The 26,351-nt window shown below is 65.5% G+C and carries 23 protein-coding genes; 12 read left to right on the top strand and 11 right to left on the bottom strand.

Annotated elements, in window-relative coordinates:
* Positions 1-22: 22 nt before the first annotated feature.
* On the top strand, positions 23-1,834 hold the full coding sequence (gene lepA, locus AB5K84_RS05310) for a translation elongation factor 4 (RefSeq protein WP_028175920.1): 1,812 nt from the start codon (positions 23-25) through the stop codon (positions 1,832-1,834).
* 329 nt (positions 1,835-2,163) lie between these two features.
* Complete coding sequence (locus AB5K84_RS05305; RefSeq protein ID WP_038967705.1) at positions 2,164-4,026, top strand: caspase family protein; 1,863 nt, start codon at positions 2,164-2,166, stop codon at positions 4,024-4,026.
* Positions 4,027-4,363: 337 nt separating this feature from the next.
* On the opposite strand, the gene AB5K84_RS05300 is transcribed toward AB5K84_RS05305, so the two are convergent.
* From AB5K84_RS05300 to AB5K84_RS05290, 3 genes are all read right to left on the bottom strand, one after another.
* Complete coding sequence (locus tag AB5K84_RS05300) at positions 4,364-4,780, bottom strand: SRPBCC family protein (protein ID WP_038967708.1); 417 nt, start codon at positions 4,778-4,780, stop codon at positions 4,364-4,366.
* A 187-nt stretch (positions 4,781-4,967) separates the two neighbouring features.
* On the bottom strand, positions 4,968-6,221 hold the full coding sequence (locus tag AB5K84_RS05295) for a serine hydrolase domain-containing protein (protein ID WP_038967704.1): 1,254 nt from the start codon (positions 6,219-6,221) through the stop codon (positions 4,968-4,970).
* 224 nt (positions 6,222-6,445) lie between these two features.
* Positions 6,446-7,135 carry an aspartate/glutamate racemase family protein gene (locus tag AB5K84_RS05290; protein WP_011090875.1) on the bottom strand — a complete coding sequence of 230 codons (690 nt, stop codon included), beginning with the start codon at positions 7,133-7,135 and terminating at the stop codon, positions 6,446-6,448.
* Positions 7,136-7,304: 169 nt separating this feature from the next.
* On the opposite strand from AB5K84_RS05290, the gene AB5K84_RS05285 reads away from it, so the two are divergent.
* Entirely contained in the window at positions 7,305-7,574 is a 270-nt protein-coding gene (locus AB5K84_RS05285; RefSeq protein ID WP_038967703.1) for a hypothetical protein, read from the top strand.
* Positions 7,575-7,712: 138 nt separating this feature from the next.
* Positions 7,713-8,864, top strand: coding sequence for an acyl-CoA dehydrogenase family protein (locus AB5K84_RS05280; protein WP_038967707.1), 1,152 nt, complete (start codon positions 7,713-7,715; stop codon positions 8,862-8,864).
* A 250-nt stretch (positions 8,865-9,114) separates the two neighbouring features.
* Here AB5K84_RS05280 and AB5K84_RS05275 read toward each other — a convergent pair whose 3' ends face one another.
* Both AB5K84_RS05275 and AB5K84_RS05270 read right to left on the bottom strand, forming a co-directional pair.
* Positions 9,115-11,286, bottom strand: a complete 2,172-nt coding sequence (locus tag AB5K84_RS05275; protein ID WP_038967702.1) for an EAL domain-containing protein — start codon at positions 11,284-11,286, stop codon at positions 9,115-9,117.
* 389 nt (positions 11,287-11,675) lie between these two features.
* A complete protein-coding gene (locus AB5K84_RS05270; protein ID WP_011090878.1) occupies positions 11,676-12,119 on the bottom strand; it encodes a L,D-transpeptidase in 444 nt (147 codons plus the stop codon).
* A 137-nt stretch (positions 12,120-12,256) separates the two neighbouring features.
* Here AB5K84_RS05270 and mepA point away from each other — a divergent pair, with 137 nt between their 5' ends.
* From mepA to modC, 5 genes are all read left to right on the top strand, one after another.
* On the top strand, positions 12,257-13,201 hold the full coding sequence (gene mepA, locus AB5K84_RS05265; protein WP_038967706.1) for a penicillin-insensitive murein endopeptidase: 945 nt from the start codon (positions 12,257-12,259) through the stop codon (positions 13,199-13,201).
* 346 nt (positions 13,202-13,547) lie between these two features.
* Entirely contained in the window at positions 13,548-14,051 is a 504-nt protein-coding gene (locus AB5K84_RS05260) for a hypothetical protein (protein ID WP_038967700.1), read from the top strand.
* A 191-nt stretch (positions 14,052-14,242) separates the two neighbouring features.
* A complete protein-coding gene (gene modA / locus AB5K84_RS05255) occupies positions 14,243-15,025 on the top strand; it encodes a molybdate ABC transporter substrate-binding protein (RefSeq protein WP_011090881.1) in 783 nt (260 codons plus the stop codon).
* A 13-nt stretch (positions 15,026-15,038) separates the two neighbouring features.
* Positions 15,039-15,734, top strand: a complete 696-nt coding sequence (gene modB / locus AB5K84_RS05250) for a molybdate ABC transporter permease subunit (RefSeq protein ID WP_011090882.1) — start codon at positions 15,039-15,041, stop codon at positions 15,732-15,734.
* Between the two features lie 2 nt (positions 15,735-15,736).
* Positions 15,737-16,399, top strand: a complete 663-nt coding sequence (modC, locus tag AB5K84_RS05245; RefSeq protein WP_011090883.1) for a molybdenum ABC transporter ATP-binding protein — start codon at positions 15,737-15,739, stop codon at positions 16,397-16,399.
* 38 nt (positions 16,400-16,437) lie between these two features.
* Here modC and AB5K84_RS05240 read toward each other — a convergent pair whose 3' ends face one another.
* From AB5K84_RS05240 to AB5K84_RS05220, 5 genes are all read right to left on the bottom strand, one after another.
* The gene (locus tag AB5K84_RS05240) at positions 16,438-17,475 is read right to left on the bottom strand and encodes a glycosyltransferase family 4 protein (RefSeq protein WP_011090884.1); all 1,038 of its coding nucleotides are present in this window, start codon (positions 17,473-17,475) and stop codon (positions 16,438-16,440) included.
* Positions 17,475-18,344, bottom strand: coding sequence for a UDP-2,3-diacylglucosamine diphosphatase (locus AB5K84_RS05235; RefSeq protein ID WP_011090885.1), 870 nt, complete (start codon positions 18,342-18,344; stop codon positions 17,475-17,477). Before AB5K84_RS05235 ends, AB5K84_RS05240 begins: the two co-directional genes overlap by 1 nt.
* A 239-nt stretch (positions 18,345-18,583) precedes the next feature.
* The gene (locus AB5K84_RS05230) at positions 18,584-19,243 is read right to left on the bottom strand and encodes a DedA family protein (protein ID WP_011090886.1); all 660 of its coding nucleotides are present in this window, start codon (positions 19,241-19,243) and stop codon (positions 18,584-18,586) included.
* A gap of 10 nt (positions 19,244-19,253) precedes the next feature.
* Complete coding sequence (locus AB5K84_RS05225; protein ID WP_011090887.1) at positions 19,254-19,832, bottom strand: class I SAM-dependent methyltransferase; 579 nt, start codon at positions 19,830-19,832, stop codon at positions 19,254-19,256.
* Positions 19,833-20,372: 540 nt separating this feature from the next.
* Positions 20,373-22,166, bottom strand: a complete 1,794-nt coding sequence (locus AB5K84_RS05220) for a potassium/proton antiporter (RefSeq protein WP_028175936.1) — start codon at positions 22,164-22,166, stop codon at positions 20,373-20,375.
* Positions 22,167-22,373: 207 nt separating this feature from the next.
* Between AB5K84_RS05220 and AB5K84_RS05215 the strand changes: the two genes are divergently transcribed.
* Positions 22,374-23,690 carry a mechanosensitive ion channel family protein gene (locus AB5K84_RS05215; protein WP_028175937.1) on the top strand — a complete coding sequence of 439 codons (1,317 nt, stop codon included), beginning with the start codon at positions 22,374-22,376 and terminating at the stop codon, positions 23,688-23,690.
* A 116-nt stretch (positions 23,691-23,806) separates the two neighbouring features.
* Positions 23,807-24,625 carry a type I methionyl aminopeptidase gene (gene map / locus AB5K84_RS05210; RefSeq protein ID WP_011090891.1) on the top strand — a complete coding sequence of 273 codons (819 nt, stop codon included), beginning with the start codon at positions 23,807-23,809 and terminating at the stop codon, positions 24,623-24,625.
* Positions 24,626-24,639: 14 nt separating this feature from the next.
* Here map and AB5K84_RS05205 read toward each other — a convergent pair whose 3' ends face one another.
* Positions 24,640-25,236 carry a bifunctional transcriptional activator/DNA repair enzyme AdaA gene (locus AB5K84_RS05205; protein ID WP_011090892.1) on the bottom strand — a complete coding sequence of 199 codons (597 nt, stop codon included), beginning with the start codon at positions 25,234-25,236 and terminating at the stop codon, positions 24,640-24,642.
* 130 nt (positions 25,237-25,366) lie between these two features.
* Between AB5K84_RS05205 and AB5K84_RS05200 the strand changes: the two genes are divergently transcribed.
* A complete protein-coding gene (locus tag AB5K84_RS05200) occupies positions 25,367-26,326 on the top strand; it encodes a DMT family transporter (RefSeq protein WP_011090893.1) in 960 nt (319 codons plus the stop codon).
* The last annotated feature ends 25 nt before the right edge of the window (positions 26,327-26,351 follow it).

Genomic DNA, 26,351 nt, shown 5'->3' with positions numbered 1-26,351 from the left:
ATGTGAGTGGTATCCCGCGCCCATGACGACCGTCCCCATTTCCAACATCCGCAATTTCTCCATCGTCGCCCATATCGACCATGGCAAATCGACGCTGGCCGACCGCCTGATCCAGATGACCGGCGGCCTCACCGACCGCGAAATGGCGGGCAAGGAGCAGGTGCTCGATTCCATGGATATCGAGCGCGAGCGCGGCATCACCATCAAGGCGCAGACGGTTCGGCTCGCCTACCGCGCCAAGGACGGCAAGGACTACATCTTCAACCTGATGGACACGCCCGGCCATGTCGACTTCGCCTACGAAGTCTCGCGGTCGCTGGCGGCCTGCGAGGGTTCCCTGCTGGTGGTCGACGCCAGCCAGGGCGTCGAAGCTCAGACGCTCGCCAACGTCTACCAGGCGCTCGACAACAATCACGAGATCGTTCCGGTCCTGAACAAGGTCGACCTGCCGGCCGCCGAACCCGAGAAGGTCAAGCAGCAGATCGAGGACGTCATCGGCATCGACGCCTCGGACGCGGTGATGATCTCGGCCAAGACCGGCCTCGGCGTTCCCGACGTGCTGGAAGCCATCGTCACCCGCCTGCCGCCGCCGAAGGGCGATCGCGATGCGACCCTGAAGGCGCTGCTGGTCGACAGCTGGTACGACGTCTATCTCGGCGTCGTCGTGCTGATCCGCGTCGTCGACGGCGTCATGAAGAAGGGTAGCCGCGTCCGCATGATGGGCACGGGCGCCGCCTACGACGTCGAGCGCGTCGGCTTCTTCACGCCGAAGATGACGCAGGTCGACGAGCTCGGCCCCGGCGAGATCGGCTTCATCACCGCCGCGATCAAGGAAGTCGCCGACACCCGCGTCGGCGACACCATCACCGACGACAGGAAGCCTGTCACCGAAATGCTGCCGGGCTTCAAGCCGGCGATCCCGGTGGTGTTCTGCGGCCTGTTCCCGGTCGACGCCGACGATTTCGAGACGCTGCGCGCCGCGATGGGCAAGCTGCGCCTCAACGACGCCAGCTTCTCGTTCGAGATGGAAACCTCCGCGGCGCTCGGCTTCGGCTTCCGCTGCGGCTTCCTCGGCCTCTTGCACCTCGAGATCATCCAGGAGCGGCTGTCGCGCGAGTTCGATCTCAACCTGATCGCGACCGCGCCGAGCGTCATCTACAAGATGAAGCTGACCGACGGCACCGAGCTCGAGATCCACAATCCCGTCGACATGCCCGACGTGGTCAAGATCGAGGAGATCCAGGAGCCCTGGATCGAGGCGACGATCCTCACGCCCGACGAATATCTCGGCAGCGTGCTGAAGCTGTGCCAGGACCGCCGCGGCGCGCAGAAGGAGCTGACCTATGTCGGCGCCCGCGCGATGGTGAAATACGATCTGCCGCTCAACGAAGTGGTGTTCGACTTCTACGACCGCCTCAAGTCGGTCTCCAAGGGCTACGCCTCGTTCGACTATCATCTCACCGACTACAAGCCGGCCGACCTCGTCAAGATGCAGATCCTGGTCAATGCTGAGCCGGTCGACGCACTCTCGATGCTGGTCCACCGCACCCGCGCCGAGGGGCGCGGCCGCGCCATGGTCGAGAAGATGAAGGAGCTGATCCCGCCGCACATGTTCCAGATCCCGATCCAGGCGGCGATCGGCGGCAAGGTGATCGCCCGCGAGACGGTCCGCGCGCTGCGCAAGGACGTCACCGCGAAGTGCTACGGCGGCGACATCACGCGCAAGCGCAAGCTTCTGGAGAAGCAGAAGGAAGGCAAGAAGAAGATGCGGCAGTTCGGCAAGGTCGACATCCCGCAGGAAGCCTTCATTGCCGCGCTGAAGGTGGATAGCTGAGGCTGCTGCCCGGACCAGTTTTGACGTAACGAGACTGGTCAGGCCCGGCCATCCGTGGCCGGAAAACAAAAACCGCGAAAACAACCCCATGCACAGTAGCCGGCCCCTTGTCGGCATTGCGCTTTTCGAATTTTCGATTTTACGAAATCGATTTGACCCGTCGGGCAAAACAGGGGCATGATGGCATCATGGCAGCGGGTGCGACGCGGGCGCCCCTCAGGAGGCACCGGAGGCAACATGCCGAAGGCCTGAGTGATCAACATCACAGATCCAATACTTGCCTTTCGGCAGGCTCCGCATACGCTGCGCACGTGATGTTCGGGGCTGCGATGGGCGCATTTCGCTGGTTTTCATTGTTATTTGTCGTCTGGCTAACCTGCGGTTCGGCGCACGCCGAGCGCCGCGTCGCGCTCGTTATTGGCAATTCGGCCTACAAGAGCGTGCCGAGGCTTGCGAACCCGGTGAATGATGCCGCCCTGGTCGGTGGCATGTTCAAGAAGGCCGGGTTCGACAGCGTCGACGTCAAGCTCGACCTCAGCGTGGTCGATATGCGCAAGGCGCTTCGCGAGTTTGCAGGCAAGGCTCGCGAGGCGGAAGTCGCCGTCATCTATTACGCCGGCCACGGGATCGAGTTGGACGGCAACAACTACCTGATCCCGACCGATGCTGCCCTGGAGACGGACAACGACGTGTTCGACGAGGCGTTTCCGCTCGACCGAGTGTTGTTTGCCATCGAACCGGCCAAACAGCTCCGCCTCGTCATTCTCGACGCCTGCCGCGACAATCCCTTTGCCAAGACAATGAAGCGCACGGTTGCCGCCCGCGCTATCGGACGTGGTCTTGCCAAGGTCGAGCCGACCAGTTCGAACACCATGATCGCCTACGCTGCGAAGGCGGGCTCGACCGCCTCCGATGGCGACTCGAAGAACAGCCCGTTCGCGGCCGCGCTCGTCGAGCGTCTGCCCACACCGGGCCTCGACCTGCGCAAGGCCTTCGGCTTCGTGCGCGACGATGTCCTCAAGAACACCGGCTACAAGCAGGAGCCGTATGTCTATGGTTCGCTGGGCGGTGACGACGTCCCCCTGGTCCAGGCCAAGCCGGCAGCCGCATCCGGGCCTCAGGCGAGTCCCGATGACGCCGTCCGTCGGGATTATGAGCTCGCGCTGCAGATCGGCACGAGAGAGGTTTGGACGGCTTTCCTCGCGAAGTATGCCGACGGGTTCTACGCCAGCCTGGCCAAGGGGCAATTGAACCGAATCGCAGCAGAGGAGACGCGCGCCGCCGCCGCCGATAAGGCGCGGCAGGCCGAAGACGAGAAAGCGCGGCTTGCGGCGGAGCGGGCCAGGAAGGCGGAGCAAGATAGGGCGGCGGCAGCCGCCAAGGCCGCCGAAGATGCGCGGATTGCGGCTGAGAAGGCCAAGCAGGTCGAAGAGGCCAAGGCCGCCGCGGCCGAGCAGCGCAGGAAAGAGGCCGAGGCCGCAGCAGCCAAAGCGCTCGCCGACAAGCAGGCAGCCGAGAAGGCTCTTGCGGACAAACAGGCCGCCGACAAAGCCGCTGCCGAGAAAGCCGCCGCAGAGCTGGCGGCGAAAAAGGCTGCCGAGAAGCCGGAAGGCGCGGGTGGCGAACAGAAGGTCGCGGCGCTCGCGCCGCCGTCGGCGCAGCCTGCCATGTCACCCCAGGAGGTCGCGAAATCGGTGCAGTCGGAATTGCGCCGGGTCGGGTGCCTGACTGCGTCGGCTGACGGTGACTGGAATGCGACGTCGCAGCGCTCGCTGACGCTGTTCAACAAGTATGCAGGAACGAAACTCGACGCCAAGCTCGCCAGCTTCGACGCGCTGGACGCCATCAAGGCGAAGCCGGGCCGGGTCTGCCCGCTGGTGTGCGACCATGGCTTCAGGGCCGACGGCGATGCCTGCGTCAAGATCACATGCCGCGCCGGCTCCCGCGTCAACGACGACAACGAATGCGAGAAGATCCCGGAGAGGAAACCCACGGCCGCGCGCGAGAATGCAAAGGGACGAGACGAGCAGCGCAAGCAGGTTGAATCGGCACCGACCAAGCCGCAGAGCACCGGCCAGATGGTTTGCAATGCGGCGGGATGCCGCCCAGTACGTCCGGGATGCAAGCTCGGCTATGCAAGGTCCGGGCAGGGCGTGACGGTCGCTGAAGGGACCCGGGAAGTCTGCAATTGAGGCGACGGGGATAGACTTGCGGCGATGAAAGAGATTTCTCCGCTGGATAGCGAGCGCTTCGTTCCAACTCTCGATGATCGGGCGTACGGAAAGCCAGTGTCCGCGTTTCCTAAAGCGGTGACACAGCGCCTAGTCGGCTCTTGGCCACCGCGTCGGCGAGCGCAACGCAGCGGCTTGTCCGGAGCCCGGCGCAAGCCGGAGGTCGCCGGCTGAGGGGTAAACCGACGCGGTTGCCCCCAAGCCGGCTATTCCCCGACTGTTCAGTTCCTGTCAGGTGCTCCGCCCGGAAAGCCGACGACGCCCGTCAGGGACCTCCATCTCGTGCCCCCGCGCGGCTTCACGACGTCTTCTGCTTCGCTTCGACGTATCGCGCGAAGTTGTCGAGGATCGCCTGCCAGCCGCCTTGCTGCTGCTCGACCGAGTGGGTCGGCTCGCTATCGAAGACAACGCGGACGACAATGCCATTCGAGCCCGGCACGAACTCAACCTCGGCCTTGCGATCGCCGAACGCATATTCGATCAGCTTGTGTTCGACGATCTTGGTGTAGGTGCCGGCGAAGTCAAAGCCCATGCTGCCGTCCTTGGCCTCCATGCGAGACGAGAAGATGCCGCCTTCTCGCAGGTCGACCGTCGCCTTGGTCGTATGCCAGTCGTCGGACGCCGCGTTCCACTTCACGATGTCGGCAGGCGTCGTATAGGCACGCCAGACCTGATCGATGGGGGCTGCCACGGTGGTTTCGACGGTGATCCTCATGAACATTGCTCCTGGTTCGATTTTGACGGTCGAGGTGACGGCATCACTGACGTGTGCGAGGTCCATCCAAGGACGATCGAGACTGGTCCGTGCCGACATGGTCGTGTCGTGAATGTCCAGAAAAAGCAAACCCGTCACACTGAAGGGCGAGCAAATGCGCGGTCATGAGGTCCAAGGCGCTGTCAGATCATTGCCCGAGCTGTTGAAGCACGGCGGACCACAACGCAAGCGGCTCCCTGAGGGCTCCCGGTTCGGACGGCTTCTGGCGAACGGCGGTGTGCACCATGACGAGCTTCGAGGCCGGATCGACCAGGATGACCTGACCGCGGATGCCGAGCAGGGCAAATCTGCGCTGCTCGCCGGGCAGGAGCCACACCTGATAGCCGTAGCCGAAATAGGGTGTGGCCACGCGCGGAGCGAGATGACCGTCGTCTGGCCTGACGGTCGTGGCATCCAGCAGCCATTGCCGGGGGATCAACTGACGGCCTTCCCAGGCGCCGTCATGCGCGAGCAGCCGGGCGAGGCGCGCATAGTCGCGCAAGGTTGCGTTGAAGCAGCAAAAGGCGATCTCCTGCCCGCTGCCGTCGATCGCCCATGAGGCATCCGCTTCGGTGCCGATGGCATCCCAGATCCGGTCGTGGAGATAGTCGGCAACCGGCGTGCCCGTCGCGGAGCGCAGGACCAGGCCCAAGATCTCGGTTTCCACACTGGCATAGTGCCATCGGGTCCCCGGCGGTGCGGTTCTTGTATTGAATTGTGCGACGACGGCGGCGGGATCTTTCGGCTCTTCAACGAACAGGGCTCGCCCAAGCCGGGCTATGTCATCGTGCCCGTCATAGACCTCGGAAAATTCGACGCCCGACGACATGTTCAGCAGGGCCCGGATGGAGGTGTTTCCATATTCCGTTCCCGCAAGGCCGGAGACGTAGGTCGAGACGGGGTCGTCGATCGACTTGATCCGTCCCTCCGAGACCGCGATCCCGACCAGCATGCCCACCAGCGTCTTGGCCATGGACTGCGAGAGAAAGCGGTCGTGGTCGGTCCGCGCATATTGATAGTGCTCGTACAGGATTGTGTCGTCCCGGGCGATCAGGAGTCCCGTCACCGGGTTGCGTTTGAGGTAATCCGCGATGCTCAGCCGTTCCGTACCGAAACTGTAGGCGATCGATGGCTCCGGCGCGCGCTTGAACTGCCAGGGCGCCGTCGCCCGACCGATCGGGCGCGAAGGATAGATCTCGCCGAAATGGCTGTAGACGCCGACGAGCTTGTCGAGCTGGGTGGTGGTCCCCCGCGTGCCGACCGGATAGCCGGACGCCGCGCCGTAGAGCTCGGCATCGGGGCCGCTCTCCGAAAAGACCGGTCCCGCCTCGCCGGGAAAGCTTCGGACGTCCTGTGCGCAGGCCAGGGGCGCCCAGAGCGCGGAGGCGAGAATGACAGGCAAGAAAAGCCCCCGGCAACCGCGGGGCTTGCTGAGTGCTCCCCAATTCATCGTACTTGTCTCCTCACACATTTTTGTTTGTGTGCGTTTATGAGAACAACCTCGCAGACCGGTGACGGGAGGCATGCTATCATTACGGGTAGACGGTGTCAGCATGTGGCCCATCGCCGACGTCGGTCGAATTCTGCGCTTCAGATGACAGACCTCTCGCGCCACCGAGACATCCATCATCCGATCGCGAAATCAGCCGCTGTCTCGGCGTGGATCGCCGTCGTGTCGAACGTCTCGACCGTCGTGTCGCCCTGCCCGACCAGCATCGTGATCTCGGTGCAGCCGAGGATGATGCACTCTGCACCACGGGCGACCAGCGCCGCCATCACCTCCTGATAGCGGCAACGCGAGGGGGCGGCGACGTTTCCAAGGCACAGCTCGTCGTAGATGATGCGGTTGACGTCGGCCCGCGCCTCGGCGGGAGGAACCAGGACGTCGAGATCATGCGCGCGCAGCCGGTCGATGTAGAAGTCTTCCTCCATCGTGAACTTCGTGCCGAGCAACCCGACGCGCCGGTATCCTTTGGACCGGATGCGCTGTGCCGTTGAGTCGCCGATATGGACGAAGGGAATGGTCAGCTTCGCCACGATCTCGGGCGCCAGCTTGTGCATCGTGTTGGTGCACAATACGATCGCCCGCGCGCCGGCGCTTTCCAGGCGTTGCGCGACCTCGGCGAGGCTGCTTGCGGCCTCCTGCCAGCGGCCGGCGTACTGCATCTCCTTGATCTCCTGAAAATCGTAGGAATACATCAGCAACGGGGCCGAATGCAGCTTGCCCATGCGGTCGCGGACACGCTCGTTGATCAGCTTGTAATAGAGCGCGGTGCTCTCCCAGCTCATGCCTCCGATCAGGCCAATGGTTCGCATCCCGGCGTCTCCCAAAACTCGCTCGATGGATCGTAGACGAAGACGCGGACGCTCGCCATGACGCGATTGAACCAGCCGCAAGTCCGGCTACACCAAACAAGGTCGTGCCACTGCAATAGCCGCCGTTTCTCGCAGATGGATGCGCGATACGGATAAAGCGGGTGCATGCATGCGGTTTTTCCTGTGTGAGATCGTCGCCCGAATCGTCGCGATCTATCTGTGCGTCGATTGCAGCCGCATGCTGCGCGACGGCTATACCGAGAGGCAAATCAGGGCCTTCAGTCCCGATCTCGTGGACTGGCTGCTGGACTGGTCGCGGCAGGTTTTCCAGAGGGACACCGCGCCGGTCCAGTACTGGATGGAAATGGGCCATCAGGCCATCTGCCTTTTGGCGTGCCTCGTCGTCGCGATCTTCGGGTGGTGGCTGCCGAACGACTGAGCGTCGGGCGATGGCGTTCCGGGACCGCAACCGACCTCGCCCTGGGGCGAGCGAGCGCGGGCAATCTTGATCCTCCCTGCCAAATAGACCACCATCGCTTGTCTTACCGCTCACGGCAGAATGGGCGAGGAAACGCAGATGAACGCAACTCGCGGGTTTGGCCTGGTTGAGCGGGCGCGGGCCATCGCACCACTGATCGCTGGCGAGGCCGACGAGATCGAGCGGACGCGGCGACTGACGCCGGCCGTCGTTTCAGCGCTGGTCGAGAACGGGCTCTATCGCGCGCTGCTGCCGCAGAGCCTTGGCGGCGCCGAGGTTCCGATCGAAGGCTTCATGCAGATGCTGGAGGAGATCGCGAAGGCGGACGCCTCCACGGCCTGGTGTCTCGGCCAGTGCTGCGTCTGCGCGATGATCGCGGCCTCGCTCGACCGCGACACCGCGCACGAGATCTTCAACACACAGCCGGGCATCCTCGCCTGGGGTGCGATCGCACATGAGGCGCGCGCGGTCGAGGGCGGCTATCGCGTCACCGCGCGCTGGGATTTTGCCTCGGGCTCGCGGCAGGCGAACTGGCTAGGGGCGCATGTCCGCATCGCCAGCGCGGACGGCGTGTCGCGCAAGAATGCCGACGGCTCGCCGGAGGTGCGCACCATCCTGTTTCCGGCAGAGAGCGCCGTGCTGCACGACGTGTGGCAGGCGATCGGGCTCGCCGGCACCGGCACGGATTCCTATGAGGTGAGCGACCTCTTCATCCCCGAGCGCTTCACCGCGTTCCGTGACGTGCCGTCGGCGCTGCGCGAGAAGGGACCGCTCTACAGGATCGGCACCGGCTCGACCTTCAGCCTCGGCTTTGCCGCAGTGTCGCTCGGCGTGGCGCGCGCCACGCTGGATGCGGCGATCGCACTGGCGCGCGGCAAGCACCAGTCGCTGGCGGCAAGCGCCATGCGCGACAACCAGTCGGTTCAGGGCCTGATCGGCCGCACTGAGGGCGACCTTCGCGCCGCGCGCGCCTATCTCCATGCGACCGCAAACGCGATGTGGCGCGATCTCAGCGCGACCGGTGAATTCAGCGCGGCGCATCGCAGCGCGGTTCGCCTCGCCGCGACCTGGACCATCCACCAGTCGGCCAAGGTGGTGGACGCCGCCTACCACATGGCCGGCGCCACGGCCGTGTTCCGCAGCAATCCGTTCGAACGGCGGTTCCGCGACATGCACGCGATCGCGCAGCAGATCCAGGCGCGCGACACGCATTACGAGGATGTCGGGAAGGCGATTTTGGCGAGCGAGTGAGGCGGAGTGATAGCCGCAAGGCCGGTGCGCTCCCTCCCCCGCTTGCGGGGTCGCGACGAGCTTCGCTCGCGCTGAGAGGGTTGGGGAGAGGGTGGCTCCAGAATCGAGAACCCCCAAGAGGAGAGAACCCTCACCCGCGCCTTCGGCGCGACCTCTCCCGCAAGCCGGAGAGGTTAACCGAGAGAGTGGCGCGTCCCTTACATTGGGAATTCACGGTGAGCTGCGAAGAATGGCCAGAGGAGCATGACGATCACGCCACCATCGCGGCGTCTTCCTCGTCGGCGGCATCGATGCCGCGCTGCGCGGCGAGCAGGCTGATGATCTCGATATTGGGGCGGGCCTTGCTGAACAGAAAACCCTGGCCTTCGTCGCAGCCTTCGGCCCTGAGGCAGCTCAGCTCGGCCTCGGTCTCGACGCCTTCGGCGGTGATGGTGACGCCAAGACCTTTGCCGAGGCTGACGATGGAGCGGATGATCGCCTGGGCCTCGCGGTTGGCCCCGAGATCGCGCACGAAGGACTGGTCGATCTTGATCTTGTCGAAGGGGAAGCTGCGCAGATAGCTGAGGCTGGAATAGCCGGTGCCGAAATCGTCCATCGAGATGCGTACCCCGAGCGCGCGCAGCGCATGCAGCGTCGCCAGCACCTGGGCGCTCTTCTCCAGCAGCAGCGTCTCGGTGATCTCGAGCTCCAGCCGCCGCGGCGGCAGGCCGGAATGTTTCAGCGCGTCCGTCACCATCGAGAGCAGGTTGCCGCTGCGGAACTGGAGCGGCGACAGATTGACGGCGACGCGGACGTCGTCGGGCCAGGTCGCGGCGTCGAGGCAGGCGCGGCGCAGCATCAAGCCGCCGAGCGGATTGATCAGGCCGGTTTCCTCGGCGACGGGGATGAACTCCGCCGGCGAGACCATGCCGCGCTCGGCATGCGGCCAGCGCACCAGCGCCTCGAAGCCGGTGATGCGGCCGCTCGAGAGGTCGATCAGCGGCTGGTAGTATGGCCGCAGCACGTCGTTCTGGATCGCGTCGCGCAGCTCGACCTCGATCTTGCGCCGGCTCTGCGCTTTCGCATGCAGCGCCGCCTCGAAGAAGGCGAAGGTGCCGCGCGCGTCCAGCTTGGCGCGCGACAGCGCCATGTCGGCGCTCTTGAGCAGCTTTTCGGAATCGTCGCCGTCGGCCGGCGCCATCGCGATGCCGATGGAGGCGCCGATCACCACGGAATGGCCGTCGAGCAGATAGGGATCGGCGATGGCCTCCAGCAGGCGCTTGGCCAGCATCACCGCGTCCTCGGGACGGGTCAGCCCGCTCTGCACGATCGCGAACTCGTCGGAATTGAGCCGCGCCAGCGCGTCCTCTTCGCGCAAGGTGGAGCGCAGCCGCTTGGCGACACCGCGCAACAGCTTGTCGCCGACGGCGTGTCCCAGCGTCTCGTTGACCGCCTTGAAATTGTCCAGCCCCAGCATCAGCACCGCGACCTTCTCGGAACTGCGGCGCGTGTGCAGCAGCATCTCGTCGACCTGCTGGCGCAGCAGGTTGCGGTTCGGCAGGCCGGTGAGCCCGTCATGCTGGGCCATGAAGGCCAGCCGCGCCTCGGCGCGCTTGCGCTCGGTGATGTCCATCAGCGCGAGCAGCACCGCGGGCCGCTCGGCATAGGTCAATTCGCGCGAATAGATCGCAAGGTCGATCAGCGCGCCGTCGGCCTTGACATGCTTCCAGGTGCGTGCGGCCTGCTCGTCGCTGGAGCGGTCGGTGGTCCAGGGCGGCTCGCTGTCGAAGGCCTGCAAGGACCGGATCTTCAGCTTCTCGAACTCGGTGCGGCTATAGCCGTAATGGGCGACCGCGGCGTCGTTGACACCGAGGATGCGCTCGTCGTCGAGCGCACAGACGATCATGGGGACGGGATTGCCGTCGAACAGCAGGCGGAACGAGGCCTCGCGCTGCTTCAACTCGGTGATGTCGACGCGCAGGCCGACGACGCCGCCGTCGTCGGTGCGGCGCTCCTCGATCAGGATGACACGGCCGTCCGACAGCGTCTGCTCGTGACGTGCGCCCGGCTGATAGAGCTTCTCCAGCCGCTGGGCGATCCACTCTTCCTCGTGGCCTGCGGCTTCCGGATAGTCGCCGCGGGCGACGCCGACGCGCAGCGTGTCTTCGAGGCGCGCGCCCTCCGCGAACAGATCGGCGGTCTTGCTGTAGATCTCGGAATATTGCTTGTTCCAGAGAACGTAGCGGCCTTCGGGGTCGAGAATCACGATGCCCTGCGGCAGCAGGTCGACGGCCTGGCGCAGCCGTTCGTGCGATTTGCGCGCCTCGATGATGGCCGCTTCGGCTTCCGCGCGGCTCTGCACGAGTTCGTCGTGCCTGGCGGGCCGATGCGAGGCGCGCGCGAAACGCGGCTTGCGCGGCCGCTCGCCGGCCGCAGCACGCACGTTGCGCTTTCGCTTTCCTGGTTTTCGAGACCCCAAACTCAACTTCACATGTCCCAGTCGCGCCCTGCGGCCGCAAGTCTTGAGGCAGTCTTGGGGCAAGTGTCTGAAAAAAAAGTAATCTTCGCCGGCACCGCGGCTCGCATGCACCCGCAGCCGTGCCTGTTTGCGAGGCGTGAAAGCCTCGGCGGGCGCAGCAAACCCGTTTCGCCGTCGCAATCGGACGGCGCGCTGACGCAAAATTGCGCGCGCGCTTGAATCATTTCCGAAATCGCGCGCGATTGCATGCCGACCGCGGTTATTCCGCGCGCCGAGCACGAATTTTGGTCAATGCAGGATACGGTTATCGGGCCGTTAAGAATCGGCTGGCCGGCATGCGACTTTGTGATGGTCTAATTGGAAATACGGATCGTGGTGTTGCGCGCACCCTCGCGCTGGACCAGCGCGAACAGGGCGGCCGCATGCGCGGGATGCAGGCGGACACAGCCATGCGAGGCCGGCCCGCCCAGGCGGTAAATGTCGGTCGTGCCGTGAATGGCGAAGCCGTAATGGAAGAAGATCGCGTGCGGCATCGGCGAATTGTAGTACCTGCGCGAGAAGTAGCGCCGCATCATCGCCTGCGGATGGAAGGTGTCGCTCGGCGTGCCGTAGCCGCTGCAGCCGGTCGACACCGGCCAGCTGTAGCGCGGCGCGCCGTCGACACGCACCGACATGCGCTGTGACGATTTGTCGATATCCACCCTGAGGTCGGCCCGCGCCGGCGTCACGCAATATCCCGCCAGCACAAACGCCGCAGTCACGACCCGCATCGCGAGCCGTGCACATTGCCCGTTCATGACCAAAGCCCCGCAGCCTTTTGTCCGGCCAGCACGGTGTCGGGGCCGGACTGCGGCTGTAAAGACACCGTGAGGCGGGGCCGGTCGAAAGCCTAATTCTTAACCCTGACGCAGCGTTGGGCTATAAGGTGATCAGCATGAGTCCCCGCCGCCTCGTCCCTCTCCTGCTTTTCGCGACACTCCTGACCGCCGGCGGCGCGCTGGCCCAGGACAAGGGCAGCGTGAACCCAAAGCCGCTGCCGCCGCTCGCCAACCCCAACGATCCCAGCACCGGCGCCAAGGAGCTGTTCGCGCGAAAGCTGCTGCCCTCGAAGGGGCCGGCACATGTCATCGGCTCCTACACCAAAGGCTGCATCGGCGGCGCCGAACGGATGCCGCTGAACGGCGACAATTGGCAGGTGATGCGGCTGTCGCGCAATCGCAATTTCGGCCACCCCGAGATGATCGCGCTGATCAAGCGGCTCGCGGCCAGGGCGCACAAGGACGCGGGCTGGCCGGGCATCCTGGTCGGCGACATCGCCCAGCCGCGCGGCGGGCCGGCGCTGTCGGGCCATGCCAGCCATCAGATCGGCCTCGATGCCGACATCTGGCTGACGCCGATGCCCGACCATCGGCTCTCGCGCGAGGAGCGCGAGGAAATGTCCGCGGTGATGATGGTGCGCCCGGACCGGCTCGACATCGACCCGAAGGTGTTCACGCCGTCCCACGTGCTGGTGCTGCGCGACGCCGCGCAGGAGCCGGCGGTGCAGCGCATCTTCGTCAATGCCGCGATCAAGAAGGCGCTGTGCCGCGAGGCCAAGGGCGACCGCTCCTGGCTGTCGAAGATCCGGCCATGGTGGGGCCATGACTATCACTTCCACATCCGCATGCGCTGCCCGCCGGGCGCCGGCGAATGCGAGGGCCAGCCGTCGCAGTCCGAGGACGAAGGCTGCAAGGAGGCCGATCTCGCCTACTGGTTCTCTGATGCCGTGCTGCACCCCAAGCCGCCGCCGGAGCCGCCAAAACCGAAACCGCCGATGACGCTGGCGCAGATGCCGGCGGCGTGCAAGGTCGTGCTGCACGCCGGCGATGCGAAGCCGTAACGCTCTCCGCCGTCGTCCCGGGGCGCGAAGCGAGCACGGGATTCATAACCACAGGGAGTGGTTGTGGCGCGAGCTGGCAACTCAGAACCCCCGTGACCACACCCGCCTGTGGCTATGGATCCCGGATCTGCGCTCCGCTTCGCTGCGCTTGTCCGGGACGACAGTGGTGATTGGGGCGCGCGGCCCGGGCTGACGAACGAGTTGATTGGTTCGCACCAGCCAAATACGCTAGTATCGGCCTGCCGCCGCGCCGTAAGCCCGCGGCATCTCGGGACGCGCATCCCGTTCTTCAACAAGCCTGACCGCAAGCCCCGCGTCTTTCGCGTGGCCAACGATGAGATTTGACATGCGCATCCTCACCTTCCTCGCCGCGCTCACGCTCGGTGCGGCCTCCGCTCTGGCCGCCGAAGAGCCGAGCGGCTGCGACAAGTTCAAATGGCCGATCGAGCGCGAGCGCGCCGCGCTGACGGCGCCGGACCGTGCGAAGCTCGTTTCGGGGAGCGAACAGGCCGCGCTGCCGTCATCGGCCATTACGCTGGGGCTGGTCGCCCCGAGCGAAGCAAAGCTGCCCACGCCGCCGGAGCGGGCGCCAAAGGACGGCACCTTTGCCGGCTTCACCGGCATCAAGACAACGAAAGCCGGGCTCTACACGATCAGCCTGTCGGCCGGCGCCTGGGTCGACGTGGTGCAGGACGGGCATGTCCTCAAGCCCGTGGCCTTCAGCGGCGCGACCGATTGCGACGGCATCCGCAAGACCATGAAATACGAGCTGTCGGCGCAGCCCTTGGTGCTCCAGGTCAGCGGCGCCAGGGACAATTTTATCTCGATCGCGATCCTGCCGAGCGAGTAGGCAAGGGTCGGACCAAAGGTCGCCTTTGACCTGTTCCGCCAGCCTGTTATGGTCGCGCCCAGCGATATCCCGAGGGACCGTAAGTCCGTCGGGCTCCCCGGAACAGCGCGTCCGCCGATCGCACCCCTGACTCAACCAACGCCGTCTTGCGTGCGCTATTGGCGCGCGCAGGCGCGCATGGAGCGCTCCCGATGTCCCGCCTTTCCGTATTTTTTTCCGCCTTCATCGTTTTGCTCGCGGCTTTGTCGCCCGCCGCCGCCGAGGACAAGACCATCACCGTGTTCGCCGCCGCCTCGATGAAGAACGCGCTCGACGAGATCGACGCGGCCTACACCGCGAAGACCGGCGTCAAGTTCAGCGTCAGCTATGCCGCAAGCTCGGTGCTCGCCAAGCAGATCGAGCAGGGCGCGCCCGCCGACGTGTTCGTCTCCGCCGACACCGACTGGATGGACTACGCGATCTCCAGGAAGACCATCAACGAGCCTTCCAGAGTCAACCTGCTCGGCAACAGCATCGTGCTGATCGCGCCGAAGGATTCCAAGATCGACAACGTCACCATCGCGCAGGGCTTCGACCTCGCCAAGCTCGCGGGCGACGGCAGGATCGCGACCGGCGACGTCAAGTCGGTGCCAGCAGGCAAATATGCCAAGGCTGCACTGGAGAAGCTCGGCGCGTGGCAGGCGGCCGAGCCGAAATTCGCCATGGCCGAGAGCGTGCGCGCCGCGCTGACGCTGGTCGCCCGCGGCGAGGCCGATCTCGGCATCGTCTATTCGACCGACGCCAAGGTCGAGCCGGGCGTGAAGATCGTCGGCACCTTCCCGGCGGATTCGCATCCCGCGATCATCTATCCCGTTGCCGCGACCGTGACCGCGAAGGGCGAGACCAGCGACTATCTCGCCTTCCTGCGCTCGACCGCGGCCAAGACGATCCTGGAAAAATACGGCTTCAAGTTCCTGATCAGCCCCACGACGTGATATCTGCGACTTGATGTCCGAGATCTCACCTGCCGAATGGACTGCGATCCTGCTCTCGCTCAGGGTCGCCGTGATCGCGACGCTGGTGGCGACGCCGTTCGGCATTGCGCTGGCATGGCTGCTCGCGCGACGCGATTTCTGGGGCAAGTCGCTGCTCGATGCGCTGGTGCACCTGCCGCTGGTGCTGCCGCCGGTCGTGACCGGCTATCTGCTGCTTCTCACCTTCGGCCGCCGCGGCCTCGTCGGCGGCTTTCTCGCCGACCATCTCGGCATCGTCTTCGCATTCCGCTGGACCGGCGCCGCGCTGGCCTGCGGCGTGATGTCGTTTCCGCTGCTGGTGCGCCCGATGCGGCTGTCGATCGAGGCGATCGATCGCAAGCTGGAGCAGGCCGCGGAGACGCTGGGCGCGGCACCGTGGAAAGTGTTCTTCACCGTGACGCTGCCGCTGGCGCTGCCCGGCGTGCTCGCCGGCATGGTGCTCGGCTTTGCGAAAGCGATCGGCGAGTTCGGCGCGACCATCACCTTCGTCTCCAACATTCCCGGCGAGACCCAGACGATTTCCTCGGCGATCTATTCGCTGATCCAGACGCCCGATGGCGATGCCGCCGCCGGCCGCCTCGTGATCGTCTCGGTCATCCTGGCGCTGGGTGCGCTGATTGCCGCCGAGTGGTTCGCCCGCCGCGCCACCGCGCGATTGCACGGGAATTGACCATGCTGCGGGTCGATGTCGAAAAGCAGCTCGGCGAGTTCTCGCTGTCCGCATCCTTCACCAGCGAAGGCCGCGTCATCGGCCTGTTCGGTGCGTCAGGCGCCGGCAAGACCTCGCTGGTCAACATGATCGCCGGGCTCTTGCGGCCCGACCGCGGCACCATCGTGATCGACGGCGAGACCGTGGACGACACCGCGGCCGGCATTCATGTGCCGCCCTGGCGCCGCCGCATCGGCTATGTGTTCCAGGACGCGCGGCTGTTCCCGCATCTCAACGTTGCGCAGAATCTCGACTATGGACGACGGATGAACCGCCTTGCGCCCGATCCTGCCCAGCACAGGCGCGTCATCGACCTGCTCGACATCGGCGCCTTGCTTGACCGCCGTCCGGGAAAACTCTCCGGCGGCGAGCGCCAGCGCGTCGCGCTCGGCCGCGCGCTGTTGTCCAAACCGCGCCTGCTGCTGCTCGACGAGCCGCTCGGCGCGCTCGACGAAGGCCGCAAGCTCGAGATCCTGCCCTATCTGGTGCGGCTGCGGGATGAGGCCAACGTCCCCATGGTCTATGTCAGCCACGACGTCGCCGAGTTGCGCCAGCTCGCCACGCAAATCGTGATGCTGAAAGAGGGGCGCGTGACGTCGTTCGGCGGGGTGAAGGTGCTGACGTGAGGGGCTTGTGACGTTGCCGCTCTTTTGCTTGTCGTCCCTCAGCCCGCGAACAGCGGCCGCGCGGCGTCGGTCAGCATGCCATGCGCCCGCTTGACGTTGTCGAGAAACTGCCGCACGCTTTCCTGCCAAGTGAAAGTCAGGGCATAGGCCCGGCATTTTTCGCGCGGCACCTGCAGGGCGGCGAGCGCCGCGCGGCGCAGGTCGGCATCGAGACAGCCGCATCCGGACTCTCCGATCACATCGAGCGGCCCCATCACCGGGAAGGCCGCAACCGGCAGGCCGCACGCCAACGCTTCGAGGATCACCAACCCGAACGTATCGGTCAGGCTCGGAAAGACGAAGACATCGGCTGACGCGTAGACATCGGCGAGTGCTCGCCCGGTTCGCGTGCCGAGAAAATGGACCTGCGGAAACCGCGCCTGCAGGCTCGCACGCAACGGCCCGTCGCCGACCACGACCTTCGAGCCCGGCAGGTCCAAGGCAAGGAAAGCCTCGAGGTTCTTCTCGATCGCGATGCGGCCGACATACAGAAACACCGGCGCCGGAAAGGCGAGCGGCTGCACGCTGCGCGGACGAAACAGCACGGCATCGACGCCGCGCGACCAAGGCATCAGGTTGCGGAAGCCATGCGCCTTCAGGGCCTGCTCCAGCGTCGGCGAGCCGACCATGATGCCGTCGCCGCCGTTGTGGAAACGGCGCAGTACCGCATAGCTCCACCTCAGCGGCACCGGCAGCCGCTCCGCCAGATATTCAGGAAAGCGGGTGTGATAGCTCGTCGTGAACGGATAGCCGCGGGTCTGGCAGACATGGCGAGTGATCCACCCGATCGGCCCCTCGGTCGCGATGTGCACGGAATCCGGACCCATGCTTTTGATCGCGCGCTCGATTCGCCCCACCGAGGCCAGCGCGAGGCGGATCTCCCGGTAGCCGGGCAGCGGCACGGTGGGGAAATCGCCCGGCGTGAGGAAGCCGATACTGGCGCCGAACGAAGGCGCTTCGCTGGCGAGATATTCGAGCGAGCGCACCACGCCGTTGATCTGTGGGCGCCAGGCGTCGGTTGCCACCAGCACGCGCATCAGGCGACCGCCCCTGCGAACGGCACCACGCTCGACGGCCCCGGCATCTGCTGGGGCCGCGCCTCGACCCAGCGGATGATCTCGAACCGGCCGTCATGGTGCTCGACGACACCGGTGCAGGATTCCACCCAGTCGCCGGTGTTGATGTAGCGAATGCCGAACTCGTCATGCATCGCCGCGTGATGGATGTGGCCGCAGATCACGCCCTGCGCAGCGTGCCGCCTTGCCTCCGACGACAGAACCTCCTCGAAGCGGCCGATGTGATTGACCGCATTCTTGACCCGCAGCTTCGCCCAGGACGAGAACGACCAATAGGCGAGCCCGAACCGGCTCCGGATCCAGTTGAGCCAGACGTTGGAGGCAAGCGCCGTGCGGTAGCCGGCATCGCCGAGCAGCGCCAGCCAGCGGGCGTGGCGTACGACGAGATCGAAGTGATCGCCATGGACGACGAGATAGGCGCGGCCGTCGACGCCCCGGTGGATCGCGTGCTCAACCACCTCGACGCTGCCAAAGGTCAAGCCGACATAGTCGCGCACGAACTCGTCGTGATTGCCGGCTACATAGACGATCCGCTTGCCGCGCCGCGCGATATCGACGAGCGCCTGCACCACTGCATTGTGCGTGCCTGGCCAATACCAGCTCGACCGCAGGTACCAGCCATCGACGATGTCGCCGACCAGGAACACAGTGTCGGCGTCATGGTGATGGAGAAAGTCGATCAGCCGCTCGGCCTGGCATCCCCTCGTCCCAAGATGGACATCGGAGATGAACAAGCTCCTGACCTTGACGACGTCGGACGGCAAAGCCGCATCCCTGTCCGGACTCTGCGCCGGCCGGTCGCCGCGATTGTCATCGCGCAGGAATGCCATCGCGGCAGCTTCCGCCAATCCCGCGACCGCCTTCGTCACATCGCGGTTGGCGCGGCGCCGGAAGATCGAGCGATGCCAATAGACGCCGACGGCAAGAACCAGGAGCGCGAACTGGGCGCCGCGATGCCGCCCGTCGGACGCCGCGACACCGAACTGAAGGCCGGCGAGCAGGATCAGCACCGCGGCGGTGAGATGCTCAAGCGTGTGCGAGCCGGACCGAAACCGGGACAACAGGGGTCTCATGCGATCTCCTCCACAGCCTTGGGGGCGGCGATGGCGCGCGACGACGCGAGGCGCGGCCGCGCGATCGCGTGCGTGTAAAGGCGAAGTCCGAGAATGATCGCGACCTCCACAGCGACGAGGATGGCGACCACCCAGAAGCCGATGCTGACGGGATCCTGACCGCTGTCGCGCAGCACATAGCCGAGGCTCAGGAACGGCATGTTCCAGATCACGGTGCCGATTGCGGTGGCGGTGACGAAGGCGCGCGGCTCCAGTTGCAGCACGCCGGCCGGCAACGCCAGATAGATCCGCACGGTCGGCAGCGTCTGGCCGATCAGCGTGACCCAGAAATGGTTGCCGCGATAGGCATCGGTGAGCTGCTGATAGAACGAGGGCCGCAGCAGCACGTATTTGCCGTAAGTCCTCACCAGTCGCTCGATCCGCTGCGAGCCGAGCGCGCGGCCAAGCCCGTACCAGCCGAGCGCGCCGACGACCGATCCAACACTTGTCGCCACGATGGTCATGGCCAGCGACGCGCCGTCGGACACGGTGAGACCGAGCAGCATCAACAGAACGTAGGACGGAAACAGCGGAATGAATTTCTCGGCGATCGCCAGGCAACCAATGCCCAGCAGGCCGAAGTGCAGAAACATTGCGATCGTGCTCGACGTGTCCATGATGCCTCGATCACGCGCAGGGGGGACGGCGGCTGATCCGGTACACCGAGGCCGGAGGCAGGTTGCGATAGGTCTGCCCGATGCAACTTGCCTGCAGATCGAGATGATCGAGGATCGCATCAGGGACGGGACAGCGCGGGCCGTACGTGATCTGGTAAAACGCGCCGCCCGGACGGAGATAGGCAAACGCGCCGTCGAGAATCGCCAGCACTTTTCCTGGCGGCATCGTGAGCAATCCGAGGCCGCTGACGACGGCGCCGACCGGCGCCCCTTCAAACAGTTTTTCTCTCACCAGCCAGGCCGCATCCATCCACAGCACGCGCGCTCCGGGGAAGCGCTGCTGCAGCAACGGGATGAAATCGGAGCCGTATTCGACCAGCGTCAGATTCTGCTGCCGGACGCCGCGATCGAGCAATGCGCGGGTGAACACGCCGGTGCCGGGGCCGAGTTCGATGACGGGGCCAGTCTCGGCCGTGATCTCCTGCGCCATCAGCGACGACGCGGCGGGTCCCGACGGCGCAACCGCTGCGACACGCAAAGGATCGCGAATCCAGGCGCGGAAGAACGGCAGGATGTCAGCAGACAACATGCGAGATCTCCCTCGCGATGCAGTCGGTTTCGCAGGTGCGGTTCAGTACCAAGGCCATTCAATTGTCTTTCCGCTTGCGCGTGTCCGCCATCGAACGCGGAGCGTCGCGCAGGTGAGCCATGTCGGGCCTGGCAGGATGATCAAGCCCGACCCAATAGTGGCTTCAGTCTCACGCCTACATTGCGAGAGTCTGTCGCGAATGCGCATCTTGCAAAAAAAGCATCCGCGACGTTCGCGCTGGATGGAGCCGCAAGGTTGCCGCAATGAATTGGACAAAAAGCCGGCAGCGAGCGCGAAGGAGAGACTCCTCGATGCGGGCACTGTTGGTGGAACCACACCCTCCGCTGTCGTCCCGGCGAAGGCCGGGCCCATACCGCGTGATCGATCGAGAGCGTTCGGTGCGAGTACCGGCAAAGAAGAGATAGCTACCAGTCTTCGCCAAACTTCTCCCTGTGGTTATGGGTCCTGGCTTTCGCCAGGACGACGTTGGGGAGGCTTATCGCTTCAACAACTCACACCGCCATGACGACGCCGGGACCGCTAAACCCCCGCCACCGAGGTCCACAGCTCCGCCAGCTTGCGGCGCAGCGCCTGCCAGCGCGTCAATGGCGCGGGCGTTTCCTCGTCTTCCGGCAGGCGCAGGCCCACGACGTTGACGCGGCCGCCGGAGATGCTGCGTGCGACCAGCACGATCTCGTCCAGCGCAAGCTCGGCGCCCTCTTTCGGCGCGCGGTCGAGATGGACGTCGAAATAGTCGGCCAAGGTCAGCTTGCCTTCGTCCTCGCTCACCTTCACGCCATAGATCTCGGCGAGCTCGGCCAGCGTGTGCTCGCCGGAGACCATGAAGTCGCCGAGCAGATGCGGGTCCGGCGCGGTGCTCGGCTGCATGTCGACGAAGAAGCGGTCGAGCGACTCGGCCTTTTCCGGCGGCGCCAGCAGATAGATGTAGTCGCCGGGCGCGATCGGATCGGCCTCCGTCGGCGTCAGAATGTTCTCGTTGCGGATCACCAGCGTCGGCTTCGACCAGGACGGGATCAGGCCGCGGCGGAAGTACAGGCTCTTGGATCGCACCGGATAGCCGACGAGCTGCTGCTCGAGCTGGCCGGGCAGATCCAGTTCGACACGCCTCGGGCCGCGCTCGGCGCGCGGCAGCGCGACGTGCAGCTTGCGTGCGGCCGGCGCCAGGGTCCAGCCTTGCAAGAGCAGCGAGATGATGACGACGACGAAAGCGACGTCGAAATAGAGATAGGCCTTGGACAGGCCGACCAGCATCGGGATCGACGCCAGGAAGATCGCGACGGCACCGCGCAGGCCCGTCCAGGCGATGAAGATCCTTTCGCGCCAGTTGAAGCGGAATGGCGCCAGGCAGACGAACACCGCGAGCGGCCGTGCGACCAGCATCAGCACGAGCGCGACGGCAACAGCCGGCAAAACGCTGGCGCCAAGCCGGCTCGGCGAGACCAGGAGACCGAGCAGCACGAACATCACGATCTGCGCCAGCCAGGTCGCGGCATCGAGGAAGGTCACCACCGAATTATGCGCGCGCGTAGGCCGGTTACCGATGATGATGCCGGCGAGATAGACCGCGAGGAAGCCCGAGGCATGCATGATCTGCGAGCCGCCGAAGATCACGAGCGCGCCTGTGGTCACGAACGGCGCATGCAGGCCCTGCGGCAGCGCCACCTGGTTGAGCGCGATGACGACGAGACGTCCGCCGAAGAAGCCGACGACGGCGCCCAGCACCGCCTCCTGCAGGAACTCCATCAGCACGTGCCCCGCCGAGCTCGATCCCAGCGAGATGTATTCGACCAGCATCAGGGTGAGGAAGATCGCGAAGGGGTCGTTGGTGCCGGACTCGGCCTCCAGCGTCGCACCAACGCGCGGACGCAGGCGCAGGCCCTGGGTATGGACCAGCAGGAACACGGCGGCCGCATCGGTCGAGGCTACCACGGCGCCGACCAGCAGCGACTCCGTCCAGTTGAGGTCGAGCGCGTATTTGGCGAACGGCGCCGTGATCAGCGCGGTCAGCAGCACGCCGACGGTCGCGAGCACCACGGATGGCGCAAGCACGGTGCGGATGCTGGCAAAGCGCGTCTTCAGGCCGCCGTCGAACAGGATCAGGGCCAGCGCCACCGAGCCGACCAGATAGGTGGTGCGGACGTCGTCGAACTGGATCTGCCCGGGACCGGAATCGCCCGCGAGCATGCCGATCACAAGGAAGACGAGCAGCAAGGGCGCGCCGAAGCGCAGCGCAAGCAGGCTCGACAGGATACCCGCCATCACCAGGACGGCGCCGAGCAATATGGCGAGGCTGACAGAGTCGAGAGAGGCCATCCACCTTCCGGGTAAAAATAGCTGGATTTGCATCCTTATCGTCGCTGCACCGGCGCGCCAACCCATTTTCTCCCGCTCGCGGCAATCTGCCCGTATTTTGCGGCCTTAACGCGCTTCACATAGCGGTGTATCGATGGCCGGGCCGCACCCTTTGTGGGATTCTGCGGCGCCCTCGAATCAATTCCTCCCCGCTTCCCGACGAGACCGATGGACATGGACCTCAAAGACTTCATGGAGTTCGTGCAGACGACCGCACGCAGCGTCGGGGCGGAGATTTCCTCACCCTGGTTCTACCTGCAATTTGGTCTCATTCTCGCGGCAGCCGGCATCGCCTATGCCGCGGAAGCCGGCGTTCGCAACCGCGTCGACATGACATCGCTGGCGATGGGCTGGCCGCTGCCGCTCCGGCACTTCTCCCGCGTCATGGTCTCCAGTGCCTCGACGGCGGTGTTCACCCTGCTCGTGATCATCTCCCGCTTCGTGATGTACCATGCGACCTGGCCGAGCCGCAGCTATCTCTTGATGGTCGCCGCCAAGATGGGGTTGGCCTGGCTGGCGATCCGGCTCGTGACCTCGGTGCTGCGCAACGCCTTCATCGTCAAGCTGGTGTCGATCACGGCGTGGTTCGTCGCCGCGCTCTCCATCCTCGGCCAGCTCGACGCGACGATCGATCTGCTCGATTCCTTCGCGATCGTGCTTGGCGGCCTGCGGCTGACCCCGCTGCTGGTGATCAAGGCCGGCGCGCTGCTGCTCATCGCGCTGTGGGCCACCAACATCGCCAGCAATTTCGCCGAGAGCCGGATCAACTCGACCACCGATCTGACGCCGTCGGTGCAGGTGCTGCTGGTCAAGATCATCCGCATCGGACTTCTGGCCATCGCAATCGTCATTGCGCTCGGCGCGGTCGGCATCGACCTCTCGGCGCTCGCGGTATTCTCCGGCGCGGTCGGCGTCGGCATCGGTATCGGCCTGCAGAAGATCGTCGCCAATTTCATCTCGGGGATCATCCTGCTCGCCGACAAGTCGGTGAAGCCCGGCGATCTCGTCACCATCGGCGACAACACCGGGCGCATCAGCGCGATGAAGACGCGTTATATTTCCGTCGCCGCCGGCGACGGCCGCGAGTTCCTGGTGCCGAACGAGGACCTGGTGACGCAGAAGGTCGTCAACTGGACCTATACCGACAAGAACACGCTGGTGAAGATCGCCTTCGGCACCAATTACGACGCCGACCCCAGGCTGGTCTGCAAGCTCGCCATCGAGACGGCCATAGCCCATCCCCGCGCGCAGAAAGCCAAGCCGCCGAACTGCATCCTGACCGAGTTCGCGGAGGCCGGGATGAAGTTCTCGCTGACCCTCTGGCTCGCCGACCCCGACGGCATGGACAATGTCAAAAGCGACGTGATGCTGGCGCTATGGGAGGCCTTCAAGCGCGAGGGCATCCGGGTTCCCTATCCGGTCCGCGAAATCCGCGTCCGCGGCGGCGCCCTGCCGGTGGAAACCACCGTAGAAGTCCCGAATTAGGCCCGCTTTCGGGCGCAAGGCCCACGCTCGGCTTGCATGAAGGCCCGCGATCATTAGATTAGGGCCTGAAATCAAGCCCTTTCCACCGCATCGAGCCCCGCAAAGACCATACAAGCATGAGCTACGTCGAAGCCACCGATACCTCCCTGCGCAAGACCGGACAGATCAAGCTGCATGGACCGAGCGCCTTTGCCGGCATGCGCAAGGCGGGCGCGCTGGTAGCCAAGTGCCTCGACGAGCTCACCGACATTGTCGGGCCGGGCGTGCCGACCGAGCGCATCGACCAGTTCGTCCGCGACTTCGCCTTCAGCCATGGCGCCTATCCGGCGACGCTGATGTATCGCGGCTACCGCTACTCGACCTGCACCTCGCTCAACCACGTGGTCTGCCACGGCATGCCCGGCGACCGTCCGCTGAAAGAGGGTGACATCGTCAACATCGACGTCACCTTCATCGTCGACGGCTGGTACGGCGATTCCAGCCGGATGTATGCGATCGGCCCGATTGCGCGCAAGGCCGAGCGGCTGATCGAGGTGACCTATGAAGCCATGATGCGCGGCATCGCGGCGGTGAAGCCCGGCGCCACCACCGGCGACATCGGCCACGCCATCCAGAGCTTCGTGGAGCCGCAAGGCATGAGCGTGGTGCGCGATTTCTGCGGCCATGGCCTCGGCCGCATGTTCCACGACGAGCCGAACATCATCCATATCGGCCGGCCCGGCGAAGGCGTCCAGCTCAAGCCCGGCATGTTCTTCACCATCGAGCCGATGATCAATCTCGGCAAGCCGCATGTGAAGATCCTCTCCGACGGCTGGACCGCGGTGACCCGCGACCGTTCGCTGTCCGCGCAGTTCGAGCATTCGGTGGGCGTGACCGCGACCGGCGTCGAGATCTTCACGCTGTCGGAGCGCCACGGCGAGAAGCAGATCGGGTGATCCCGGCGCGCGTCCTATCGCCGGCGGCGGAATAACGACGGCGGCCGCCTGTAGGTCGCGGCAAAAGCATCGTTGAAGCGGCGGACGCTGCCGAAGCCCGCCGCAAACGCAATCTCCGCCAACGTCATCTCAGTCTGGTCGATCAGACGCTTGGCTTCCTGCACCCGGCGGGTCGCCGCGATCTCGCTCGGGCTCGCGCCGGTGTGGCGCATGAACAGGCGCAGCAGATGGCGCGGCCCGACCCCAAGCGCTTCTGCAAGCTCCACCATCGACGCGCGATCCAGAAAACCGTCGTTGATCAGGCGCATGCCGCGCGCAACGGTGGTGGCGGTCCCCATCCAGGCCGGCGACCCCGGCGCCGTTTCCGGCCGCCAACGCAGGCATGGGCGGAAGCCGGCGCGCTCCGCAGCCGCAGCGGTCGGATAGAAGGTCACGTTCTCGGAGCGCGCGGGGCGAACCGGACAGACCGGCCGGCAATAGATCCGCGTCGAGCGGACGCCGGAGAAGAACAGGCCGTCGAACGCGCGCGCACGCGCCAGCCGCGCCCGGTCGCATGTGTCCCAGTCGAGATGTGGTGGCAGCGTTTGCCGATGTGCCGAACCTGTCGCCATCGCGGAAGAATAATGGCCGCGCGGCTCGCCGAGTAGCTGAAATCGGACTCGGTCGGGCGATGAGGTCCGAATTCAGCCAGCCCGCGCCGTCGCTCCGGATCATGGTGCCGACACATCGGGAGCACATCGCATGAGCACGCAGGCGCAACAAACGACGTCAGGACAAACCACGCTCGCGTTCGAAATCGGGCTCCTGCTGCTGCTGGCGCTGATCTGGGGCAGCTCGTTCACGCTGATCAAGGTCGCGATCCCCTCGATTCCGCCCTTCACGATGGTCGCGGCGCGGGTGACGATCGCAGCCATTCTCCTGCTCCTGATCGCTCGCGCGCAGGGACACGCCCTTCCCCGCCGGGGATCGGTGTGGGCTGCGTTCCTCGTGCAGGGCCTGCTGCAAAGCGCGCTACCGTTCACCCTGATCAGCTGGGGCGAGACGCATATCGCCAGCGGCCTCGCCGGCGTGCTCAATGCGACCCCGCCGATGTTCGTGCTCGCGATCGCGTTGACGACCGGGCGCGGGCGGCAGACCGTCAGCGGCCGGAAGATCATCGGCGTCGCTCTTGGCCTTGCGGGCGTTGCCGTGACCATGGGCGCCGACGCGCTCTCGGGGATCGGCACGACCGCTCCGCTGGCGCAAGCGGCCGTGCTGTGCGCGAGCCTCTGCTACGCGGTCGCGCCGATATGGGGACAGCGCTTCTCGGGCCTTCCCGCGATCGTCACGGCCGCCGGAGCCATGAGCTGCGCAGCGGTGCTGATGCTCCCCGCGGCCGCCGTTCTCGAACGGCCATGGACGCTGGCGCCGCCGCCCGCGCAGGCGATCGCAGCGGTGATCGCGCTCGCGGTGATCTGCACGGCGTTCGCGATGGTGATCTATTTCCGGCTGATCCACACGCTTGGCCCGCTCGGCACGACCAGCGGCAGCTATCTGCGCGCGGGCTTCGCCGTGGCGCTCGGCACCGCGTGGCTTGGCGAGCGTTTTAGCTGGTCCAGTCTTGCCGGAATGGCGCTCATCCTCGCCGGCGTGGTGGCGGTCACGGTGCCCGCTCCTGCACGGACCGGCAAGACAGCGACCGGCGCACCGTCCCGCAATTGACGGTTGCAAAAGCGCAGGTCCCCGG

The organism is Bradyrhizobium sp. 1200_D9_N1_1, from assembly GCF_052075915.1.
GTDB lineage: Bacteria > Pseudomonadota > Alphaproteobacteria > Rhizobiales > Xanthobacteraceae > Bradyrhizobium > Bradyrhizobium diazoefficiens.
Note: the sequence above shows the minus strand (reverse complement) of the source record. Positions and strands in the feature narration are given on the sequence as shown.

Bases quoted from the DNA above. Each gene is read 5' to 3' on its own strand.
- AB5K84_RS05305 (WP_038967705.1), top strand. From the start codon at position 2,164: ATGGGCGCATTTCGCTGGTTTTCATTGTTATTTGTCGTCTGGCTAACC.
- AB5K84_RS05230 (WP_011090886.1), bottom strand. From the start codon at position 19,243: ATGGACACGTCGAGCACGATCGCAATGTTTCTGCACTTCGGCCTGCTG.
- AB5K84_RS05270 (WP_011090878.1), bottom strand. From the start codon at position 12,119: ATGAACGGGCAATGTGCACGGCTCGCGATGCGGGTCGTGACTGCGGCG.
- AB5K84_RS05280 (WP_038967707.1), top strand. From the start codon at position 7,713: ATGAACGCAACTCGCGGGTTTGGCCTGGTTGAGCGGGCGCGGGCCATC.
- mepA (WP_038967706.1), top strand. From the start codon at position 12,257: ATGAGTCCCCGCCGCCTCGTCCCTCTCCTGCTTTTCGCGACACTCCTG.
- AB5K84_RS05290 (WP_011090875.1), bottom strand. From the start codon at position 7,135: ATGCGAACCATTGGCCTGATCGGAGGCATGAGCTGGGAGAGCACCGCG.
- modC (WP_011090883.1), top strand. From the start codon at position 15,737: ATGCTGCGGGTCGATGTCGAAAAGCAGCTCGGCGAGTTCTCGCTGTCC.
- AB5K84_RS05215 (WP_028175937.1), top strand. From the start codon at position 22,374: ATGGACATGGACCTCAAAGACTTCATGGAGTTCGTGCAGACGACCGCA.
- map (WP_011090891.1), top strand. From the start codon at position 23,807: ATGAGCTACGTCGAAGCCACCGATACCTCCCTGCGCAAGACCGGACAG.
- modA (WP_011090881.1), top strand. From the start codon at position 14,243: ATGTCCCGCCTTTCCGTATTTTTTTCCGCCTTCATCGTTTTGCTCGCG.
- AB5K84_RS05200 (WP_011090893.1), top strand. From the start codon at position 25,367: ATGAGCACGCAGGCGCAACAAACGACGTCAGGACAAACCACGCTCGCG.
- AB5K84_RS05285 (WP_038967703.1), top strand. From the start codon at position 7,305: ATGCGGTTTTTCCTGTGTGAGATCGTCGCCCGAATCGTCGCGATCTAT.
- AB5K84_RS05260 (WP_038967700.1), top strand. From the start codon at position 13,548: ATGCGCATCCTCACCTTCCTCGCCGCGCTCACGCTCGGTGCGGCCTCC.
- AB5K84_RS05225 (WP_011090887.1), bottom strand. From the start codon at position 19,832: ATGTTGTCTGCTGACATCCTGCCGTTCTTCCGCGCCTGGATTCGCGAT.
- AB5K84_RS05205 (WP_011090892.1), bottom strand. From the start codon at position 25,236: ATGGCGACAGGTTCGGCACATCGGCAAACGCTGCCACCACATCTCGAC.
- AB5K84_RS05300 (WP_038967708.1), bottom strand. From the start codon at position 4,780: ATGAGGATCACCGTCGAAACCACCGTGGCAGCCCCCATCGATCAGGTC.
- modB (WP_011090882.1), top strand. From the start codon at position 15,039: ATGTCCGAGATCTCACCTGCCGAATGGACTGCGATCCTGCTCTCGCTC.
- AB5K84_RS05235 (WP_011090885.1), bottom strand. From the start codon at position 18,344: ATGGCATTCCTGCGCGATGACAATCGCGGCGACCGGCCGGCGCAGAGT.
- AB5K84_RS05240 (WP_011090884.1), bottom strand. From the start codon at position 17,475: ATGCGCGTGCTGGTGGCAACCGACGCCTGGCGCCCACAGATCAACGGC.
- AB5K84_RS05220 (WP_028175936.1), bottom strand. From the start codon at position 22,166: ATGGCCTCTCTCGACTCTGTCAGCCTCGCCATATTGCTCGGCGCCGTC.
- lepA (WP_028175920.1), top strand. From the start codon at position 23: ATGACGACCGTCCCCATTTCCAACATCCGCAATTTCTCCATCGTCGCC.